We start from the raw sequence: 21,842 nt of genomic DNA, 5'->3' as shown, positions 1-21,842 counted from the left end.
TCCTCCTAACTAAATAATAGTTTTAATGTTGGAATCATTGAGATCTTTATCATATGTGTTCGTTTGACTATGCTGATTACTTATCCTTAAATAATCTCCTGTATTAAATGATCCTGCACCTGCATATGCCTTTGATGTGCTCGATGGAGACATGTTTAATACATCCCCGATATTAAAAACTCCACTACCTTCAACACTTAATACTTTTACCGTTCCTACGATTGCGGGCATAAGAAACCATCCTTTTTAATGATGCTAATAGTAAAATATGATGAACCGTGATAAATGTTCATATAATATATGTAGTTTTGTAATTACATTTTAAGGGAAAGGGGGTTTTTCAAAAGGTCTGTTTTTACCTTTTGAGAAACCCCCGAAGCTATGAGCGAAGTCGATATATCTTTTAAAAGCATTGAGAGGAGTGGGTTACACACTCACGGCGCGTAGCAAACGAAGCCATCGCTACCTCTTTTCCGGACTTTTGGACAGCATCATACAATACATTAACCTTTTCCACTTTGTTTTCACTTGTCAGCACCAAGTAACTCACGTGTTTTTTCTAATATCTCTTCATCTTTTAAACGAAACTTAACTCGACGAGAGGCTTGATTGCTATAATTTCCTTCTTCATCAGTCCGCCCTTCCGTGTAAGATTTCCCGTTTACCGTTAATTTATCTTTTAAATGGTCCTGAATGTTTCTATAAGGAAAATCTTCACTCAAAATATACTCCGCTACACTAAATGCCCTTTGCTGCGATAACTCTAGATTGTATAAATAGCTGCCAATTTGGTCGGCATGGCCTTCAATAATGATCTCAGAAATATAATCATCATACCCACTTTCCAATAACACATCTAAATAGGCAGGTACAAACTCATCTAAAAACTCGAATGCCTCTGGCTTTAAAACGGCTGCATCAAACTCAAACAATATATCCGTATTAAAAATTAACGCACCCGTTTTCTCATCAATTTCAATGTTAAGAGAAGAATCACTAAATTCTTCATTCAAATCGTTGATTAACTCTACTCTGACTCCCATAATTTGGTCAATCGTTCGTTTCATTTCTTCAATTTGAAATGATTTAATAACCATCATTATAATAAAGATGAGGATGAAACAAAGTAAGATCGCTGTTAATAAATCTGTGAATGACGGCCAAAAATGACTTTCTTCTTCTTCACGATGAAAGAGTCTTTTATACTTCCTAATCATTTGTTCCAACCCTTATACGACTGCTTTGCATTTTTGCCTCTTGAGAGAAAGATTGAAGCTGGCGATTCAACTGGTGAAATTCTTGACTCAGTTCATTGAGAGTTTGCTGTAAAAAACGAGCATTTCTTTGTTGGTTATCGTCTGTCATTTCACCAATTTGCTTAAATTCCTTTTTAACCACTTCATTCATATCAACTACATACTCAGCTAAGTTTTTACTTACTTTGTCCAAACGATCACCAAGAGTCCCTTCCAAGTTGACAACATATTTAGAAAGGGTATCCTTTAATGCCGAAACACTCAACTCAATCTGATTTTCTTTATGATTAAACGAATCCGACATTTGTGTAATCATTCGATTGATGTCAGATAATAGCTGATTGTTCTTCATACCTAGTTGCTCGTAGGACCGCGATACATCATTCATATAACTCTCTAAGGCTTGTGCATTGGATGAATGTGTTTGTAAATGATTTGAAAAATCAAGATTAAACTGCTTTAGTTCATCAAAACGGTAGGATAATAAGCTCTTATACTCCGATTGTGCTTTGTTCACTGTTTCTAACGCATCTGGGAGACGAACAACAGAATTTCCAAGTGTATGAAAATCATTCCTAAGTTCTCGTAAATACGAGTTCATTTCAAATAATTTTGAACTTACATCTTCTCCAAAAATTCGTTCAAATTTTTGATTATTCTCTTTCATCAGCCTAGCAAATTGATCACTCTGTGAAATCATCTTCTCAAAAGATGCATAAATCGATTCTTGCCTATGAGAAACCGAAGAGAAAAAGTCTCTCAAGTCTTCAACGGAATGCTGGAAGTGATTCATTGTTTCTGTTTGGGAATTTGTTAGTTCAGCTACCTTTTTATACGTTTCAGTAAAAGCGCTTGTCATTTTTTCATTTCTCTGATCCATTTTATAAAAATAGGAGAATAATTGATCAAAATTTTTATTTAGTTTCGTGACCCCTTTATCAAAGCCATTAGTTACTTCTTGAACATTATTAAAAATTTCCGTGAAATCCTTAAGGTTTGCTGATAAACCCTCATTAAACTTTGCTAAATCTTTAGCAGATTGCTGCAACCCCACAGTATATTCTTGAAAGCCATGAAAAGAGTCAACAATACTCTGTAAAGATTGTTCATTCGTTTCCCGTAGTTGATTGATAGAGGAATTGATCGTTTCAGATACATCAATGAGACGAGCCATCGCATCTGGTTCCGTCTCCTCAAAAAAAGATTCTGTTTTTAACATAATATCTGTTAGCATCATTTCCGTATTCGCTACTCGAGTTATAACTGTCATAATTAACGATAAACCCATACCTGCAATACTCGTATAGAACGCCACATCAATACCTGCTAGTACCATTGCGACATTTTCAACAAGTTGGTCGCCTGTAGCATTAATGCTTCCAAGCGATATAGCAAGTCCAATGAAAGTCCCTAGTACACCAATTAATATAAAAACGGATACGGTCATCTGAATCATTTTGATGAGACTTACAACTGGTATATTAAACACACGCCAACTGGAGAACTTATTCTGGACAAATGTCTCTACCTTTACAGATTCCTGTTGATTCTTATGTCCAAACTCCATCTGAAACCTATTTACAGGAGCAATCTCCAGTGAATTTGTATCATTAATAAAGTTACGTATTCTTCGTAATTTACTAAATAAGACAAAATGAATAACAACAGTGACGGTAAATGTCAAAAATAGTATTAAGAAAATGAATTCAATTAACGAATTGGATAAAATAGATTGAGCTTGCTGTTCACTAACAAAAAATTTCAAAATAGCTTCAACCATTCAAAGTCCCCCTATTTGTAAAACATAGCTTGTCACGTAACTTAAAGGTCATACAATGCAAAAGAATGTCAGAAGATCGTTTTTATATTTATTCAGAAGCTGGACAAATCATGCATGGAAACAAGGGGATCATGTTCAAAAGCTAAATTATACAAAAGCTAGTTATTAAAGCTAAAAATCCGCCCATTATTTCTATGGGCGGATTTGAATAACAGTACTTTGACGAGCTTCATTATTAATTACTCTTAATTTAAAACTCTTCATAAATAGCAGGGTCTTGATTATTTATTCTGCCATCAGTTCGATTTAAACCTAATATAAGATTCATATCTTCTTCATCTAAGGAAAAGTCAAAAATTGATATATTTTCAAATTGTCTTTCAGGAGACGAAGATTTAGGAATTGAAATAGCTCCAAGTTGATAATGCCAACGCAGAATAACTTGTGATATTGATTTGTTATGTTTTTCTGCAATTTGTTGCAAAGTACTATCTTGTAAGACTTCATTCGCTCGAGCTAGCGGGCTCCAAGATTGTGTAGTAACATTATTCTCTTTATGACATATTCTTTGTTGTTCTTGATTAAATAAAGGGTGTAATTCAATTTGGTTTATACTCGGCATAACACCGGTTTCCCTTTCTAAACGCTCTAAATGTTCAGGAAGAAAGTTACAAACGCCAATAGATCGAATCAGTCCCTTCTTTTTAGCGTCTATTAATGCTTGCCAAGCTTCTAAGTAGTTATCTTGTTTTGGATTCGGCCAATGAATGAGGTATAAATCATAATAATCTAAATTCGCACGATATAAAGATTCTTCTATCGTTATTACAGCTTTTTTATACTCTTGATATCGTCCTGGTAGTTTAGAAGTAATTCTTAATTCTTCTCTTGAAACAGAACTTCGTCTAACAGCCTCACCTACTGTTCCTTCGTTCTCGTAATTATAAGCAGAATCAATTAAACGATATCCTCTTTTATCAATAGCGCTTTGTATAGCATTGGCTCCTTGACATCCCTTAAGTGTATATGTACCTAATCCAACAACTGGAATAGTAACACCATCATTTAGTGTTATTTCAGGAATAGGTATTCCCACAGATAATCGCTCCTCTCAATCATTTTATTTATATATTTGATGTTTTAACTTTACTATAAATAACCAATTTATTGTTGTAATTTTGAAAATATAATATAAATAATTATTTGCTAGAATTCAATAATATAAAGCTCACCTTCAAAAAATATTAAAGGCTCTCTTTTCCTCAGTTTTACTTTATAACTTATCCTCCCCACTAAATACTTAATACTATGTGAGGTTTTGTGTAAATAAAATACTATAGAAAAGACCGTAATTAATAGTTCTTTCATCTTATTTTCAAAGAATAAATCAACTATTAAGAATTTTTCTGTTACACTATAATCCATGTTTTCAATAATTAATTGAATAACAGCGTATTGAAAAAATAACCTCGTAAAACAATAGGGACTAACAGAAAAACTATGTCAACCAGACTAATGAATGTCAACTCCTTAGATAACAGATATAAACGATTCATTAGGTAAAAATTTTTAAGGAGTGTTAGTAAATGATGAACGCAAAAGAACCTGAACTAATAAATGCCCTACAGCAATTTGACGAATTAATAATGGAAACACCTGATGAAAGAAAATTTGTACTAACATTCAAAGAGTTCATCATAACTTTATTAAAAACAAAAACAACAACTGTCACAATACCTATTGTTGAAGTCATGACAGTAATTAAAACGAAAAAACCTCTTGTATTTTCAATTTTAAAAAAAGAGTACGATAATAATATCATTATGAATGTTGTCACTCAGATAGATGTTGAGTACCGAGAAGCTTATAGAAAGTTGAATGACATAAAGCGGCAGTTGGGGATTATTAAACGATATTAAATGTAATTAAAATTTTATCTACTTAATTATCCCCCCTTATAGAACAAAAATATACCATTTAAATCCATCTATTTGAATTTAAATGGTATAAACAAAAATGGATTTCCCCCGTCTACCATTTTTCATAGGGTAAAAATTTTCCGTCTATTGTAATAACGACTCGTTCTCCTTCCGGGTCTTCATCGTCTGGACGTTTATCAACTTTAATATCTAGATTGATGGCACTCATAATTCCATCTCCAAACATCTCATTAATGAGTGCCTTTAGAGTTGTACCATATACTTGTGTTATTTCATAAAAACGGTAGATTAACGGATCAACCGGCACTGTCCGATCAAGGGACCCTCTCATCGGAGGCTCCTCCAACACATAAGCCAAACGAGAGTCTACCTCTAGAAGCTCTGTTAACTGGAAAGCATCTTCTCTTTCCATGCTTGCCTGCCCTAACATGGCAGCCGCTAGCCACTCCTTGCTTCCACCAATCCTAGTAGCTATTTCTTCAAAGGTTAACTGTTTCATTCGTTTAGCTACTAATAATTCCTGTGAAACTATCGCACGATTTACATAAGCAGCCGTTGGAAAGGGATGGGGTTGGTAAGACTGAGGTAAATCATAAGCTTGATGTATGTTACTTTCCATGAAAACTCCTCCTCTTATAAACTATATGTAGTCTATGCCGTTGCCTTAGCCTAGGTGTCCGTCCAGATCATTCCTATCGTTTTCAAAATAACTCACCGAATTTATTTCTGTAACTTTAAGCTTTCTTCTGAAATACCAATTTTTATTACAAAAAGGTAAGAATAATATACTACTTTAAATATGTATTTGAAATGTATGTTTCTTGTTATATTTTCTAACAGGAATCCATACAACTTTTAAAATAATTGATAATATAAAATCACCCGATAAACAGTTGGATTGTAGCCCTATTCATGGAATGATTTGGCGATACAATTCCATCTTCTAATAAAAAAAGCCTTTGGCATTTGCCTTGGCTTTTTTTATTATTACTCTCCTCTATAAATACTCTACATAGGTTTGTTTAATTGCTTGATAGCTTCTTTTACTTCATCAATATGACTAACAGACAAAATTTCAATCGCTAATTCTTCTTGAAACTTCACGCTCTCTGCTTCTTCAACATTTTGCATAGGTACGATAATCCATGGTAGCCCTTTTTGTTCGGAAATTAACATTTTCTCTTTAATCATTCCTACTTTCAAAACATCCCCATTAGGTTCAATCGTTCCAGTGACTCCAAATGGAATATGGTTCACTAATATTCCTTGATGAATCATAGCTGTTAGCGCTAATGCTAACCCAGCACTGTTTCCAATCATATTTTCGCGTTCCAAGAAAGCATTAATAAATTCAATGTCTTCCTGAATGTAATTTTTCACATTCTCCCCCATTTGATGGAAGTCTTCTTTTTCAAGCCCTAACGTTTTTACACTCTCTCTTATTTTACTTTTATAGCGATCCTGATTTGTCATTTCGTACAACTCGTAAATTTCAACATCACCACTAGTATAGGTGTCTCTAATTACTTCTTTGTTATCTATGTAATGAATATCGATTAATTTCACTGACAATATATGTATACCTGATTCTTTAAGAAGTTCTTCTGGTTCCTCGTATCCAGTTACGACATAAGTATGACTTTCATAGTTTAAGAGAGGAAATTCATAATAAAAGAAGAGCAGTAAGAACAATATGAAAAAAACGGTTGTCAGTCTCTTCTGTTTGTTATTCCGATGGATAACTAAAAAAATTAAAGCAATGACCATCGTTATAATGAGAGAACCCAAAAAGAAAAAACCATTAATGATATTAATATAATAGATACTACCTAAAATTACATAGACTGGAATTGAAATAAAAAGACTATACAGTATCAATAGAATTATTTTCGGCTCATGACTGTTTTTATTTTGTATATACCTTTGAAGGCGTGTATCATTTTCCATACAAGTTCCCCTTAATATATATTTCCTTGTCGTGTGAAATCTTGCCCAAGGCCAAACTTGAAGTATTTCATTTTACCATCATATATGAACCTCAATATCTTAACATAAAAAGTTAATCATAGATAAATTCTATTGATTTAAAAGTTGAAATCCTATGAAAAAAAGAAAAAACAGGAAGAATAAGTCTAGATATCGAAATACCTAACCATCACCCTTTAGATAAAAGGAGGAAAAAAGAAAATGAAATTAAGCAAACATTACTTCACCCTTTACTCTACTATCGGTCCTACAGATGCTCAGGTATTTATCTCTCAAATTGCCGATTTACTTTCCTGTTCGGAACGTCATGCCAAGTCTGTGATTAAACAATTGCAAGTTCAAGAATGGATTTGCTGGAAGCCAAGTTCCGGACGAGGAAATGCTTCCACATTAACCTTTCTATTGAAGCCTCAAGAAGTGGAGCAACAACGTGTTCAAACATGGATTGAAGATGGAGACATTAAACGAGCATTAAGGTGGATGGAACAACAACCTGAATTGGAACCTTCGTTCGTTAAGTTGGTAGAAGATCAGTTCCAATGGGTCCGGGATGATGGCCTCGACATTCTAAGATACCCATTATACCGCCAAATTCATACTTTGCTTCCTTTCAATATGACGACAAAACATGAATGGCACCTTGCCAACCATATATTCAATCGTCTAATACGATATAATTATGAGAAACATGAATTTGTTCCAGAGCTAGCTCATCACTGGGAACAACTAGATAATGGGCGAACATGGCGTGTTTATATACGGAAGGGTATTTTGTTTCACGATGGAAGTCCTTTGACCTCCCAAACTGTTAAAGATAATGTTAAATTATGGAAAGAAATGAAGATTAATAGGTGGAGAACGAAAATGATTGAAGATATTACTCATATAGAAGAAAATTCATCGACCGTCATTACTTTTCACTTACTACAACCAAACAAGCTTTTTATGCACTTATTTACGGATTACCAATCCATGATTATTCCTATTCACTTATATAAAAAGGATCCGGAAACTTTTAAAATGAGACCAATCGGAAGCGGTCCTTATCAAATCACTGACTATATTAAAGGATATCTCGTTCTCGAAGCTTTCTCTAATTATTTTGGCTACCGTCCCTTATTAGACAAAGTGGAATTATTTGATATACCTAACTCTCCTTATTCGATACCTAGACAGGTTCACTATAAACTTTTAAATCAAGAGACAAAGTCAATGAAAAAATACGACTCTGTTTTTCCGGAATTAGGAGGCATTTACCTTGTCGTAAATCACAAAAAGGCAGGAATCCACCGTCACACCAACTTTAGAAGAATGCTTTCGTATGCAATTGATCGAGCGAAGCGATTTAGCAATCACCCAAAACATGAAGTTCGGTTTCCAGATAGCCTTTTCGATGAACATGCAGGAATATTACGGCAAAAATCTAATTTTGACGAAGCAAAAAAATGGTTCTTAGAGCAAGGTTTAACAGGTCAAACGCTAAAGCTTACTGCAACAAACTACGAACAAAATCCATACTTCAGCTTTGAGTTAGAACAACTAACAGAAGTATTTAGCGAGTTAGGAATTAAACTGCAATCTGAAATAATCGATATACACCAACTTGCAGAATCGGATCAGCTTCATAAAACTGATCTGATTGTAACAGAAATTAGTCTTAGTGAAGACAGACTTTTTTTTATGTTAAATGCACTAACAGATAATACTAGCTTTATCCTTAACACATTGCCACCAGAAGCAAAAGGGTATTTACTTTCAATGCTGGATGTTGTTAGCCAAAGCCCAGATACACAAGCTGCATACAAAAGCCTGAGAAACATTGAGTCATTTCTTTTAGACAACCATTACCTTATTTTCCTATATCAACGACAAACTCATGCTCTTATTGAAGCTGACGAGAAGCTCCAAGGAATTGAGTTTAACAGCTTCAACCTGTTAAACTATGACAAATTGTGGTACAAACCATAAATCAAAATACTTGAGAATAACAAACTGGGATGTCTCTTTGACCTTTTGAGACACCCCAGATAAAAGACTGTAGCAAAATTCCTGTGTAGCTAAGATGATAGAAGTTGTTTCCTATCTAATATTCCTTTTCCATTTTTCTTGCTTCAATAAAAACTCGCTTTTACATAATTTAATACGGTATATAACTAACATTGGTAAAAATATCGAAAATTCAAATAATTACTGTCATAGGACAAAGCAGTACAGAATACCCATTAAAAAAATAAGTTAGGTGATGCGATAAATGAAACTAAGAAAAATTCGGCTTGATGATATCATTCTTGAAGATAACTTTTTTGAAAATGAAATGGATTTACTGTCAACTAAACCTCATGATCAAACTCCCCCACTAGTCGTTGAAGGACCAACAACTGACAATAAATATTATTTAGTAGATGGAATGATACATTATTTCAATCTTACCAACCATAAAAAAACTCACACCTTTTGTTTAGTGATGAAAGAAACGAATAAGTTTGAACGTGTGATTACACGCTTGAAAAATGAACTAAATAAAAGAAGAAAAAACCATAACAAAATATCAGATATGATTAACTATTTACGAAGCCATAACTATTCCGTTTTAGATATTTCCAAAGAATGCCAACGTCATAAGGCTACCATATATAGATACCTAAAAAAAACAAAAGAAGATGTAACAATAAAAAACATATCTGGTGCTAATAAAGTGGATTATAAAAAATTAAACGATCTGATTAATTCAGCAACATTAAAAGATTCTGTTAAGGAGGAAACAATAAATAAAATTCTAAGCTCTGAATTTATGGACACACATATTACAACGATTAAAGAATTTAATGACATTAAAGAATTTGAACATCTCTCAGCTGAGTCTCAGCTAGCTTGTATTAATAAAACAATTAATCAAACAAATTTCATTGAACAAAAAACTCTTGTTTATGAAGAAACATTAAAGCAAAGATTTAACAAAATAGCACATGAACACTTATATAACGCCATGTTAAAATCATTAAAGTGGATCACAGAAAATTGTCACTCTAAATTTTCCAAGTATTTAGATCTCCATCAAAAAATGGAATTACAAGAGCAACTAAGTAAAATATCTGATCAAATACATGAGCCTGTGAAAGTTAAAAAAAGTCTTCATCGTCCTAGATCAACACGCTATCAAAATAAACTGGTTGTTTCAATAGAAGCTAAAGTTAAGGGGCATCAAGAGGATAAAGAACACCACTATTAAACATTGTTTTCAATAAATGTCTGTTCTCTGAATTCTTAAGTGCATGAATCCGTTCTTGATAGATCTAATAAAGGAGAAAATATATGAATTTTAATTTTGAAGAAGTAATTCAAGTTCTAGAGAGTACACCACAAACATTGGAGCATTTATTATCTGGCTTATCATCTGAATGGTTTGAAAATAATGAAGGTGAAGGAACTTGGAATGTGTATCAAGTGATTGATCACCTAATTGAGGGGGAAAAACATAATTGGATTCCAAGGTTAGAAATAATTCTTCAAGAAGGAGAAACGAAGCCTTTTCCGGAATTTAATCGATATTCACATTTAGACGAAGAAACCAAACGTACTATAAATCAAAAGCTGTCAGAGTTTAAATGTATTAGAGTAAAAAATATAAAAAAACTAAAATCACTTATCAAACCTAACTCACATCTTGAATTAACAGGATCGCACCCTGTATTTGGAGTAGTAAAAGTAAGAGAGTTGCTGGCTACTTGGGCTATTCATGATTTAACGCACATTTCTCAAATCGTTAGAGTAATGGCTAAGAGATACAGCGAGGATGTTGGACCATGGAAAGAATATTTAGGAATCTTGAATAAGAACTAATGACATAATACTACATTTCAGTTAAGTAATATTATGTAATTTCTATTCAAACTATATACTATGACAAGTTCACTAATTTTATTTGCTTCCATTTACCTAGACTACAACTTACAAAAATTGTATATTATTATATATGTCTCTTAGCTCTCATCCACAATACTTAACCAGCCCGGGCTGCATCATAAGAGAGTTAGGAGACGCCATAGTTAAGATTACGATTAAATTTATATATTGTATACTTTCATTCCTCTATATATTGGTAACAATTACATCTCTTTGGTTTACATAAAAGTAAGATAATTATAGATACTAATCTCAAAACCAAGAAAGAGGTGTTTTAAACATGGCAAGTAACAACAATAATTCAAATCAATTATTAGTTCCAGGTGTACAGCAAGCATTGGATCAGATGAAGTATGAAATTGCATCAGAATTTGGGGTTCAACTAGGAGCTGACACAACTTCCCGTGCAAACGGCTCTGTTGGTGGAGAAATTACAAAAAGATTAGTTCAAATGGCTGAGCAGCAAATGGGAGGCTCTCAGTTTTAATAAAGTAAGAAAGGGGTGTCCAAAAGGTCTTTTGACCTATGACACCCCTTTATTATGTACTACATTGATATTGTTCATTCTTCCCTAAAAATCCAGTCAACGTCTTTATCTTCAACAAGTTCTTCAATTGTTTTTAAATGATTCGTATCGTTTACTATTTCAAAATCATTCATATGCTGATCGTCCAGTGTAAAGGAAAAACTATCAGTAATCAAATAATTATCTTTCGTCATATTGGTAGTTAGAATACGAATAAAATAGTCCCTTGGAAAGTTATATTCACCAGTATCCTTTTTAAGTCTCATTGACGTAAGGTCTTCAATAATTTCGTCAATGATCTTTTCATCTCTAATTGTTACATGCGCATATCTCTCAGGAAAATGATCATCAGTAAACTCAACAAGCTCAATCGTAATGTTTTCGACGATACTTTCCTCATTAAGTTGATGGATATAAACCTTTTCAAATGTTGTATATTTCATAAATTCTATGATGAAAAGGACTCCTATTGTTACGATAACTGTTGCAACCTTAAATGATATTTTCTTCTTTACTACTAACCGCAAAGCAACCACTAGAATAATAATAAGGATCACAAAAAGAAATAAATTAAAAACCTGCCACGATACTTCAAAGATGTTCACAATCCTCCCTCCCCCCTAATGAAGTGATAGTCTTTCCATTCCCTATCAATCCCTCAACACCTTTCAAAGTTATCCCTTTTATATAATGACACATATCTTCAAAGACGGGCTTATATAAATAGACACTTCCTATTTATAGGAAAGTGCCTATTTTTTATGGTGAAATATAGTAGACGACATCCTAATTATTACTATGAGGAAGAATGATATCTATTACCGCTCCACTGTTTTTATTATACATTTTCAATTGGCCTAAATGAACAGTTTCAATGATTCGTTTACATACCATAATTCCCAATCCGTGCCCATGTTTTTTTGTAGTGACAAATGGTTGTCCCATTTTGTTAAGTATGTGTTCTGGAAATCCATCTCCATTATCCTCTAACCGGATTAAAATGTTATCCGAATCGTACGGTTCTACAGTAAGATGAATTTTCCCATTATGCTCAACTGCTTCCACACAATTTTTAAAAATATTAATAAAAACTTGCTTTAACTGGTTGCCATCACAGTAGATACTTGTAGCCCCTTTATAAGTTTGCAGAAATTCAATATTTTTCGGTAAAGCCAAACTTGATAAAAACACTTCTAATTCTTGAAATATTTTTTGAATATCATATATTTCTTTTGTTAGGACGGTTGGTCTTGATAGGTCTAAAAATTCGTTAGTAATGTCATTTATTCGCTCGATTTCTTTAATCATAATAGGTGTAAACGATTCGTCGTAACTCTTCTCTTGGATTAGTTGAATAAACCCTTTAAGTGTTGTTAATGGATTTTTTATTTCATGCGCGATTCCCGCAGCTAATTGACCAAGTATAGACAATTTCTCTGCATCTTGAATGTAAGCTTCCGTTTTTTTATATTCGGAAATATCATGAAGTTGAATTAAACTCCCCTCTAAAAAAGGAAAATAATCAACTAAACAGACGCTATTTTTCGAGTTATGAATCCTTATCTCATAACTACGTATATTTTGACCATCTTGAAATTGCTTATATAAATTATTAAATGCCTCAATATCTTGAATAAATTTACACCTTAATTGCACTTCTGGAAGGATAGCTTGTGCTTTTGGATTGACATTCACTATCTTCCCTTCTTTATTCAGTACAATATAACCTGTTGTCGATTGTTCCAACATCATTTGATTCATTTTGTCTAAATATCGATTTTGCTCACGTAAGTCTAACTCACTCTTAATAGAATCAACAACTGTTTCTAATGTGGCTAAAATCATTGGATGGGCATAATCCAAAAATGTCATTATAGAAATCGTACCAACCAATTTATCATTAACATATAAAGGGACACTATAACAGGCTGCCGTATGTAGGAAATTATGGTAGTGATCGGTTCCTAGAACTTGAATGGGCCTTTCAAGTTCTATAGCAGCAAGAATCGAACTAACGCCAGCTTTGCTTTCCGTAAATTGAACCCCTTTTTTCAATCCCACTTGATGAACGACAGTCTGCTCCAAACTTTCGTCTCCCATATACTCAATGAATGTTCCCTTATCATCAGTCACTGTTACAAATAATGGCGTTCCTTTAGTTTTAGATAAAAATTTATTGATGAAAAGTCTGATGACAGATAAAGTATCCTTATATTCCTCGTGAATACTGTTAAGTTCAAAATCTGTAACCCTTGTAAACAAAGGAATTTCATTTGGATCTAGCCCAGACTCAAGGCAACGCTTTTTCACCTCAGTTATATATTTATCTAACATTTTTACTCATTCCTTTTGAAATCAGTTACTACAACTACTAATACTTAATAATACCATGAAGATGATAGATTAGTAATCATAAAATCTTGTTAAACTATTGCATTCAAATGTATATAATACAAAGTCAGACATCAAGAAGGGGCTATCCGAAAGGTTCTATTTTTAACCTTTCGAATAGCCCGTATTTTTTACATTTTCTTTAGTATCATGAGGAGAATCATATGTTACATACGTTCCTGCAATCATGTCATGAATAAGCGTTTATCTTCTCTTAACCCAACCATAAAAGCACTAACAATAACCGTAATTCCTAATGTAATCGCATAAACAAACCCGCCTACAAGTTCCCTTAGAAGCATTGTGCCAATACCTACTTTTTCACCATCTACTCTGACAATTCGAATACCTAATGCTCTCTTTCCTAGAGTATAACCGTACCAAAATATTGGCAAGAGTAAGTAATATAGTAAACTAAACGTATCGATAAAAGAGAAACTATCAATAAAAAACTGTCCATAAACTATAAATGAAATAAAACCGAGCACTACAAATAATATAATCGAATCTAAAATGCCTGCACCAAGTCTAACCCAAAAACCGGCTGGATTACTTACATTCATATAACTCCTCCTCTCATTCTTTTATCTAAATATTTTATTCTTCAATTAGCTTGTTCTATTACAGGTTTTGATTGAATTTCCTGATTTATTTTTTGTATCCTAACTCAATATTAGGTAATTTCAGGATAATGTGTACGTATTTATTGGTAATACTAATAATTAAAAACTAAAGTCTAGGAGTGAAATCAATGCCTCGTAAGACTGCTACAAATAACGAAGAGACTGAAAAGGACATGAACGACGAACTATCCGCTATCAAAAATAAATACGAAGATGAACTCAATAATCTTAATCGTTGGCTAGCTGCTGTTTTGAATTATTTGTCTGATGATGAAGTCGAAGAAATTGACATTGAATATCTTTTAAGTAACACAGAAGGATTACGCGAATGGTGGGATCAATACCGCGAAAACAACAGAAAACTAATTGAAGAAGAAATAAAGAAATCGTTAGGAGAGTTGTCTTTAGAAGAGCTTGAAAGCATTCGGGAAAAGATAAAGGATAAAGAAAACTAAGCAACAGGTTTTTTTAGAGCGAAAGATTACTACTAAATAAGATCGTATACAAAACAACCAAACATAAGAGAGGGCACCTCAAAGTCGACTTTTACTTATCTAGTGCCCTCTATATGAAGTATTTCTTTAAAATTAAAATTCTTCTAGTTTAAAGCTTCCATAGATAAGTCCTTCACCCATACATTCATATCTTCTAGCTTATCATAAATGTAACAATTCTTTCTTAGCCTGCCTGTATAGTGATAGCCAAGTTGGTAAAATACTGAGTTCATACCAAAAGACAAGGAACGAGCAATGGAAAATGCACAAAATATTTGTTCCTTCTTTAATACACCTTCAAGCTCACTCAATAATGTCTTCATCAATCCGTACTTACGATGTTCAGGCAAAGTCGCGCAATCAGTAAGTTCTGCATTGTTATACGTATAGTTAACATCTGCCGAGGCCGCACTCACTATTTCATTGTTATTTTCAACAAGATAAAAAATCGAACCTGCTTTCATGACTTTGTTAACATATTCAGGTTCATTCATGGGAGTTGGATACACTTTAAAAACTTTTCGATAAAGCATGGCGAGTTTGTCTGTATCCTTTATTGTTGCTCTTCTAAATATATAATTGTCAGGTGCTTCTTTTGTTTCAGAATCCCTTCCTTTTTTATACACATCTGCTAGTATTTCATCTTCTTTTATCCAGTCTTCACTCGTTCGACGTTCATTTGTTGTATAGAAAGCCATCGTGTATTGGTCTGTTCCATTGTTATAACCTTTAAAAATCGCTTCTAATTCAAAACCATACTGTAACAATTCTTTCCAATGTTCTGGCTTTGAATGAAAAATTACTTTTGTAAATTTGCTTTCCTTGAGCAACTCTCTTATTCCACTTACAATCGCTTTAACATTACCTCTGTAATCATCGACTCTCAGTCGCTCATTAAAATGGTCTAAGAATAAATCCACTGTATATTGAGCCGTTATCAACCTTTTGTTTTCAGGTAACTTCACATCCATTCTCCTTCCTTTTTCAATGTTTCAAAGAAATGCCGTGTTTCTTCATTTTATATTGTAAAGTTTGTCTAGGGATATCTAATCGATTGGCTGCTTGTAAGATGTTTTGATTGGATTCTTTTAAGGCTTGCTGAATCATAGAAATCTCTGTTTGTTCTAATGTTTGGCGAAGAGATGAAGAAGCGCTTTGTTTCCTAACACTTTCTTGCTCTTGAAGATAAATAGGTAGATGTTCCACAGTAATGGTGTCTTCATCTACCAGATTCATTGCATATTCGATCGTATGCTTAAGTTCTCGAACATTCCCAGGCCAATCATGACTTTCTAACTTTTGTATTACTCTTTCGTCAATCGAAACAACCAATTTATTAAATGAATAATTGTATTTCTTTACGAAATGCTCGGCTAACAATTGAATGTCATGCTTGCGTTTTCTTAAAGGAGGAATTTCTAGAAAGAAAACATTTAAACGGTAAAAAAGGTCAGATCGGAGTTGATTTTTCTCAATACACTTTAAGGGATGTTCATTCATAGCAACAATCATCCTTACATCAACTAAATAAGAATCGATTCCACCAACCCTTCGAATGACTCCATCTTCAATTACACGTAAAAGCTTTGTTTGAAAATCGAGTGACATTGTATTGATTTCATCTAAAAACAACGTCCCTTTATGAGCTAGTTCAAATAAACCAATTCGGTCAACTGAACCTGTAAAGCTCCCTTTTTTCGTCCCAAATAACGTACTTTCAAGTAATGAAGCAGGCAATGATGCACAGTTTTGAGCAATAAAAGGGTCTTTTCTCCTCATCGATGCATTGTGAATCGATTGAGTAAATAATTCTTTCCCTGTCCCAGTTTCGCCATAAACCAATACTGGCGAAGAAGTCTTTGCTGCTTTTTGAGCAAGTTTCTTTACCCGGTTCATTTCAGGGTCGTTTGTAATAATGTCATCAAAGCCATACTTTGCACCCATAATGGGAACCGGTTTTGATTTTTTGTTATTCACTTTCTCTTGAAGATCCATTAATGTTTGTGAAAGCTTTTTTACTGTCGTTAAATCTTTTGCGATTTCAACTGCCCCGATAACCTTATCGCCGACTTTAATAGGAAGTGTAGTATTCACAGTATCAATAAGCTGTCCTTTGATATTTGTGTATGTTTGGGTTTGCTGAACGATCGGATTCCCATTTTGAATTACTTTAAGCAACGTGCTTGACTGTTTATTTAGAGAAGGAAACACATCTAAAATGTGTTTCCCGAGTACATCCTCTATACTAGATCCATCATTATTTGCGGCAACTTGATTGTAATAAATCGTAATCCCCTCTGAGTTCACGACATGTATCGCCTCATCAATACTGCCTAATATCGCCTCAAGCATTTGTTTTGTTTCAAAAGGTTTAAAAAACAAAAAGAACACCCCCAATCATACATGTTCCATTCCTATGTGACTTAAAGAATAGGAGAAAGCAATCTAGAAACAGATTCTTTAAAGCGAATTTTTAACGTACGCTTTTCATACTGCTCAAGGGTCAACTCTCTTGAATGATCCATATCTTTATAAAAAATATCCGTTAAGCCAGCAACTTCTTTGGAAGAATATAGGAATGCGTTAACCTCAAAATTCAAACGAAAACTCCTCACATCTATATTGGCGGTCCCAACAGATCCTATTTCTCCGTCAGAAACAATCGTCTTGCAATGAAGAAAGCCATTTTCATATATATATACTTTTGCACCAATTTTTAAAAGCTCTCCTATATTGGAGTACGTTGCCCAGTACACAAATGGGTGATCTGGCTTATTTGGAATCATAATACGTACATCTAATCCAGAAAAACAAGCAATTTTTAAGGCATCTAGAAGACTCTCATCTGGTATAAAGTACGGTGATTGAATGTATACATAATCTTTGGCTGATAAAATCATCTTAATATATGCTTTTTTTATTTGTTCGAGTTGAGAATCTGGTCCACTTGATACAATTTGTATTCCGCATTGGCCATATTCCTTCTCAAAAGAAAGGCGATAGTCTTTAATTAATAACTCTTTTCTTGCCGCTTGATTCCAATCTTGAATAAATCGTGTTTGAATGTTATTCACAGCTTCACCAACTATACGTAAATGGGTATCACGCCAATATCCAAACTTCTCATTTAATCCTAGGTATTCATCTCCGACATTAAATCCCCCAATATACCCTACTTTCCCATCAATAATTACTAATTTGCGATGGTTTCTAAAGTTTATCGTTAAATTGATAAACGGAATTTTTGGTGGAAAGAATGATTCCACCTCTCCGCCGGCAGATTTAATCTTTTGTACAAATCTTTTACTTAATTTACGTGAACCTAAGTCATCATACAACAATCGGACTTTAATCCCTTCACTTGCTTTTTTAGCTAAAGCATCCGCTAACTGATTTCCAAGTTCATCATCACGAATAATATAATATAAAATATGTATATGCTGATTTGCTTGCTCAATATCAGATAATAAAGAGTGAAACTTTTCTTTCCCATCAATAAATACATCTAATTTATTATTTTGAGTTAAAAGAGATGCGTTATGAGTAAGATTCATAATAATGAAATCTTTATATTTCATTATTGTATCGTCTCTAGTGTTTATTTTCTTTTCCCGAAACGACATTAATTGTGTGGAAACGAGCTTTTTTAAAAGATGATAACTTTTTTCGTCCCATCTAAATAACTTTGATTTACTCAAATTCCTCCCGAAAATAATGTATAAAAAGAAACCAGCTAACGGAAGCAGGGTTAAGACTAATACCCACATCCAAATAGAGCTGACATTTCGTCGTTCTAAAAAGATAATCATAATCGCCAAAGCAATGTTTAATATAAAAATGAACGGGACGATTATTGAAAGATAATTCATTATTGGCCTCCACTTATTAGAATAAATTGTTTTACCAATAGAATAACACGTTTCATCATTTTGTCTAATTTTTCTAGGAGAGCCTTCAATTAACTCTATCTAACTACTGCTAAACCATTTATGTTAAAAAAGTGACAATCTGGCTATGATTTAGAGTGAAGGAGGGATTTATGTGGATCATTTGTATTTGTATATTCTTGCAGCTGTTATTATTACATTTATCCCATTTCTCAAATCACTTTTCGGTACAGTTCATACTTTAGTTCACGAAAGTGGTCATGCAATCGCATCCCTGTTAACAAGTGGGAAAGTTTATTCAATCTCTTTATATCGAACAACTGAGGGAGTAGCGTTTACATCTTCAAGATCCTGGGTAAGTTCGGTTATCGTTACTTATGCTGGATATACATTCGCATCAGTTGTCTCTGTGTTAAGCTTCTACCTTATAGCTGCGGGGCACGTTTTGGTTTTATTTTATTCATTTTTGGGGTTAGCATTAATAAATTTGCTACTTTGGGTTCGTAACTTTTATGGGGTCATTTGGCTTCTATTCTTTATTGGAAGTTGTGTTTTATTAATATACTTTCAGCTACGTTTAGTCAAGGAGATTGTCGTTTACTTTCTTTCAAGCATCATTTTCGTTCACTCTATACTAGCATCAATAACTATTTTTCTTTTAAGCATGTCCAATAGACAGAACTCGGGAGATGCCTACGGACTCCAAAAGCTAACATATATCCCTGCATTTGTTTGGGGGTTTCTCTTTTTCTTTCAGTCGGTAAGCAGTGCATATTATATCTTTCGTTTTTTTATTTCATAAATTCGTCACCACCCTTTGTAGAAAGGAATGCCATATCCATTTCTACAAAGGGCGCAGTTATCCCTATTAAGATTCAAACCATGTTGTAACTTCCTCGTATGGAGTTTTCTTAACTTTTGGGGTTTTCATATTTGGATACCCGAGATAAATAAACGCTAACATTTCCCCTTCTTCAGACATCCCAAAAAATTCCTTAACTTTTTCATCATAGCATATCGTACCCGTGCGCCAAATTGCTCCCAAGCCTAATCCATGTGCGGCAAGCAGCATATTTTGAATGGCACTATTGACAGCTGCATACTCTTCTTTAACAATCACATTTTTTTTCATACTTGGTTCAACTCCAACCGCAATAATGACTGGTGCACGTAGTGGATTGGTTTGACTTCTTCTTAATTTTTTTTGACTTTCTTCTGTTGTAGGATCCTCGAGGCTTGCTTTTGTAATTTCCTCAAAAACATTCCCTAATCGGTTCCTCGCATTTCCAGTTAAGACAAAGAACCTCCATGGCTCTGTTCGAAAATGATTAGGGGCATGCGTTCCGGCATGGAGAATCTGTTCAATGAATTTTTTGGGAACCGGATCCTCCTTCACGAGCCCGATCGTCCTTCTCGTTAAAATTGCCTCCATAATGTCCATTACAAACACCCTTTCTATAGGTAAGGATGGAAAATGTTTTAACTAATCATATCAAGCTAATAGCTATTTTATTACGGCAATTCCTTACTTTTTATAACAACGCTTTAGTAACCAGACTTTCTTTTCCCTTTACGCAATCGCTCACTCACTTTAAAATAAAATAATAAGTGGAAAAATAGCATTTGAATTTAAAAGGAAAAAGGAGATGGCTGTTACGCATTTTCATTTGTTCACACGCGTTTTAGGAGTCCTTTGTTATGTAACTTCAATCCTTTACCTAATTGATTCATTCTTTCCAAGTTCGATTTTAAAGGTTACTTATAGTACTTTTTCAGCTATTTTGCTTATTTGTGCACTCTTTTTCTTAACAACAATGAACCGGGTTATTGTCTTGCTCTTGCTTGCTACTGGGACCGTATGTTTAATGATTGAAAAAAGTGATTTCACTTTAGCTCTACTTGGGTTCGGTGAAAATGTTAATTTACTTACTTTATTTTTGCTAATCCCGTTAATTGGGACATTTATGTCAACTGCTGGTTATTTATCCGCCTTAAAAGAAAAGGTACTAGAACGACAAAAAAAAGCCGGACAACATCCATATCGTCTAAGCTTTATCTTAACTGCTACAATGAGTGTCTTGTTAAACTTCGGTTCTATGGCTATTGTGAAGAGGATTGCAGATGAAAGTTTCACAAGCTACCGAAATCAGGCACTAACATTAACCATAATGCGTGGATTTGCAACGTCGATGCTATGGTCCCCTTACTTTGTTAATGTTGGTCTTGTTCTTGTTTTGTTTGATGTTGCTTGGTTTGACATTGGTGGCTACGGTTTAATTCTTGCGTGTATCTACATTGTTTTTTGCATGATAATGTTTAAGAAAATATCATTTGAAGATGATCCGCTCATTGAAAAAGTGGACCAAACACCGAAAGATCATTCAAACCAATCTTCAATATGCGGATTTGTCACTTTCTGTGCGATTCTAATCATCTTATCTTTTTTATTAGATTTCTTACTACATGTTCGAATGCTAACAGTCGTATCATTACTAGCTATTGTTTTGCCAATCTGTTTTGCTTTGATAACTAACAACTTAAAAACATTTATTCAAGATGTTTCCGAACAGGTTCAAACAGCTTTTATCAAATTAAAAAATGAACTGGCCGTTTTTATTAGTGCAGGTTTTCTTGGAATGGCTATGTCACATACTGATATCGGAAATTTTTTATCGAAGGTGCTGTTCCAAGCTTCATTTGGATCTGTCTTTTTCATCAGTTTATTTTTGGTGATTTTAGCTACACTACTTGCGCAAATTGGAATTCATCCTGTTATTATCGTTATAGGAATTGGGAGTGCTTTATCACCTGATCAATTCGGTGTGAGTCCAGAATACCTAGCATTAGTCTTATTAATTGCTTGGACTGTATCAACTCAATTATCACCTTTTTCTGGTCAAGTGCTCATGGCCGCAAAGCTCATGGATAAGCCGACAAGTGTAATTGTAAAACAAAATTTGCTGTTTGTTAGTATGATTGGATTGACATTAACAGCAGTTCTGTATAGTTTTTATGTTTTTGGATGGTTGTAGACAAGAGAAATTGGAAGGAATGTA

Annotated in this window: 20 protein-coding genes and 1 pseudogene; 8 read left to right on the top strand and 13 right to left on the bottom strand. The window is 33.7% G+C overall.

Annotation, left to right across the window (positions count from 1 at the left end; translation table 11 throughout):
* Positions 1 to 9: 9 nt before the first annotated feature.
* The 4 genes from MF646_RS15065 to MF646_RS15050 all read right to left on the bottom strand — a co-directional run bounded on the left by MF646_RS15065 (position 10) and on the right by MF646_RS15050 (position 4,132).
* Positions 10 to 231: a spore germination protein gene (locus MF646_RS15065; protein WP_250097339.1), complete on the bottom strand. Its 222-nt coding sequence runs from the start codon at positions 229 to 231 to the stop codon at positions 10 to 12.
* 293 nt (positions 232 to 524) lie between these two features.
* Positions 525 to 1,217: an OmpA family protein gene (locus tag MF646_RS15060; RefSeq protein ID WP_250097338.1), complete on the bottom strand. Its 693-nt coding sequence runs from the start codon at positions 1,215 to 1,217 to the stop codon at positions 525 to 527.
* A complete protein-coding gene (locus MF646_RS15055; RefSeq protein WP_250097337.1) occupies positions 1,210 to 3,036 on the bottom strand; it encodes a MotA/TolQ/ExbB proton channel family protein in 1,827 nt (608 codons plus the stop codon). The genes MF646_RS15060 and MF646_RS15055 overlap by 8 nt, the downstream gene beginning before the upstream one ends.
* Positions 3,037 to 3,286: 250 nt before the next feature.
* The gene (locus MF646_RS15050; protein WP_250097336.1) at positions 3,287 to 4,132 is read right to left on the bottom strand and encodes an aldo/keto reductase; all 846 of its coding nucleotides are present in this window, start codon (positions 4,130 to 4,132) and stop codon (positions 3,287 to 3,289) included.
* Positions 4,133 to 4,622: 490 nt separating this feature from the next.
* Here MF646_RS15050 and MF646_RS15045 point away from each other — a divergent pair, with 490 nt between their 5' ends.
* On the top strand, positions 4,623 to 4,955 hold the full coding sequence (locus tag MF646_RS15045; protein WP_250097335.1) for a hypothetical protein: 333 nt from the start codon (positions 4,623 to 4,625) through the stop codon (positions 4,953 to 4,955).
* A gap of 112 nt (positions 4,956 to 5,067) precedes the next feature.
* On the opposite strand, the gene cynS is transcribed toward MF646_RS15045, so the two are convergent.
* Complete coding sequence (cynS, locus tag MF646_RS15040) at positions 5,068 to 5,595, bottom strand: cyanase (protein WP_250097334.1); 528 nt, start codon at positions 5,593 to 5,595, stop codon at positions 5,068 to 5,070.
* A 389-nt stretch (positions 5,596 to 5,984) separates the two neighbouring features.
* Positions 5,985 to 6,923 carry a S16 family serine protease gene (locus MF646_RS15035; protein ID WP_250097333.1) on the bottom strand — a complete coding sequence of 313 codons (939 nt, stop codon included), beginning with the start codon at positions 6,921 to 6,923 and terminating at the stop codon, positions 5,985 to 5,987.
* Positions 6,924 to 7,163: 240 nt separating this feature from the next.
* On the opposite strand from MF646_RS15035, the gene MF646_RS15030 reads away from it, so the two are divergent.
* The 4 genes from MF646_RS15030 (at position 7,164) to MF646_RS15015 (ending at position 11,352) form a co-directional block, all read left to right on the top strand.
* Positions 7,164 to 8,930, top strand: coding sequence for an ABC transporter substrate-binding protein (locus tag MF646_RS15030; RefSeq protein WP_250097332.1), 1,767 nt, complete (start codon positions 7,164 to 7,166; stop codon positions 8,928 to 8,930).
* A 283-nt stretch (positions 8,931 to 9,213) separates the two neighbouring features.
* On the top strand, positions 9,214 to 10,191 hold the full coding sequence (locus tag MF646_RS15025; RefSeq protein WP_250097331.1) for a hypothetical protein: 978 nt from the start codon (positions 9,214 to 9,216) through the stop codon (positions 10,189 to 10,191).
* Between the two features lie 83 nt (positions 10,192 to 10,274).
* Complete coding sequence (locus MF646_RS15020; RefSeq protein ID WP_250097330.1) at positions 10,275 to 10,802, top strand: DinB family protein; 528 nt, start codon at positions 10,275 to 10,277, stop codon at positions 10,800 to 10,802.
* Positions 10,803 to 11,145: 343 nt separating this feature from the next.
* A complete protein-coding gene (locus MF646_RS15015; protein ID WP_034742580.1) occupies positions 11,146 to 11,352 on the top strand; it encodes an alpha/beta-type small acid-soluble spore protein in 207 nt (68 codons plus the stop codon).
* A gap of 74 nt (positions 11,353 to 11,426) precedes the next feature.
* On the opposite strand, the gene MF646_RS15010 is transcribed toward MF646_RS15015, so the two are convergent.
* The 3 genes and pseudogenes from MF646_RS15010 to MF646_RS15000 all read right to left on the bottom strand — a co-directional run bounded on the left by MF646_RS15010 (position 11,427) and on the right by MF646_RS15000 (position 14,345).
* Positions 11,427 to 11,996 carry a hypothetical protein gene (locus MF646_RS15010; protein WP_250097329.1) on the bottom strand — a complete coding sequence of 190 codons (570 nt, stop codon included), beginning with the start codon at positions 11,994 to 11,996 and terminating at the stop codon, positions 11,427 to 11,429.
* 181 nt (positions 11,997 to 12,177) lie between these two features.
* Positions 12,178 to 13,725 carry an ATP-binding protein gene (locus MF646_RS15005; protein WP_250097328.1) on the bottom strand — a complete coding sequence of 516 codons (1,548 nt, stop codon included), beginning with the start codon at positions 13,723 to 13,725 and terminating at the stop codon, positions 12,178 to 12,180.
* 162 nt (positions 13,726 to 13,887) lie between these two features.
* Positions 13,888 to 14,345 (bottom strand): annotated as a pseudogene (locus MF646_RS15000) (RDD family protein).
* A 188-nt stretch (positions 14,346 to 14,533) separates the two neighbouring features.
* On the opposite strand from MF646_RS15000, the gene MF646_RS14995 reads away from it, so the two are divergent.
* Positions 14,534 to 14,860 (top strand): hypothetical protein, encoded by a 327-nt coding sequence (locus MF646_RS14995; protein WP_250097327.1) that lies wholly within the window; start codon positions 14,534 to 14,536, stop codon positions 14,858 to 14,860.
* 143 nt (positions 14,861 to 15,003) lie between these two features.
* Here MF646_RS14995 and ablB read toward each other — a convergent pair whose 3' ends face one another.
* From ablB to cls, 3 genes are all read right to left on the bottom strand, one after another.
* Positions 15,004 to 15,864: a putative beta-lysine N-acetyltransferase gene (ablB, locus tag MF646_RS14990; protein ID WP_250097326.1), complete on the bottom strand. Its 861-nt coding sequence runs from the start codon at positions 15,862 to 15,864 to the stop codon at positions 15,004 to 15,006.
* 19 nt (positions 15,865 to 15,883) lie between these two features.
* Positions 15,884 to 17,251: a sigma-54 interaction domain-containing protein gene (locus tag MF646_RS14985; RefSeq protein ID WP_250097357.1), complete on the bottom strand. Its 1,368-nt coding sequence runs from the start codon at positions 17,249 to 17,251 to the stop codon at positions 15,884 to 15,886.
* 71 nt (positions 17,252 to 17,322) lie between these two features.
* Positions 17,323 to 18,768 (bottom strand): cardiolipin synthase, encoded by a 1,446-nt coding sequence (cls, locus tag MF646_RS14980; protein WP_250097325.1) that lies wholly within the window; start codon positions 18,766 to 18,768, stop codon positions 17,323 to 17,325.
* A 172-nt stretch (positions 18,769 to 18,940) separates the two neighbouring features.
* On the opposite strand from cls, the gene MF646_RS14975 reads away from it, so the two are divergent.
* Positions 18,941 to 19,588, top strand: a complete 648-nt coding sequence (locus MF646_RS14975; protein WP_250097324.1) for a M50 family metallopeptidase — start codon at positions 18,941 to 18,943, stop codon at positions 19,586 to 19,588.
* A 66-nt stretch (positions 19,589 to 19,654) separates the two neighbouring features.
* Here the strand turns inward: MF646_RS14975 and MF646_RS14970 are convergent, their stop codons facing one another.
* A complete protein-coding gene (locus MF646_RS14970; RefSeq protein WP_250097323.1) occupies positions 19,655 to 20,227 on the bottom strand; it encodes a nitroreductase family protein in 573 nt (190 codons plus the stop codon).
* Positions 20,228 to 20,432: 205 nt separating this feature from the next.
* Between MF646_RS14970 and MF646_RS14965 the strand changes: the two genes are divergently transcribed.
* The gene (locus tag MF646_RS14965) at positions 20,433 to 21,818 is read left to right on the top strand and encodes a hypothetical protein (RefSeq protein ID WP_250097322.1); all 1,386 of its coding nucleotides are present in this window, start codon (positions 20,433 to 20,435) and stop codon (positions 21,816 to 21,818) included.
* Positions 21,819 to 21,842 lie beyond the last annotated feature (24 nt).

Source organism: Halalkalibacter alkaliphilus, assembly GCF_023555415.1.
GTDB classification, from domain to species: domain Bacteria; phylum Bacillota; class Bacilli; order Bacillales; family Bacillaceae_D; genus Halalkalibacter; species Halalkalibacter alkaliphilus.
The sequence above is the reverse complement of the archived record's forward strand: the minus strand, read 5'-3'. Positions and strand labels throughout refer to the sequence as shown.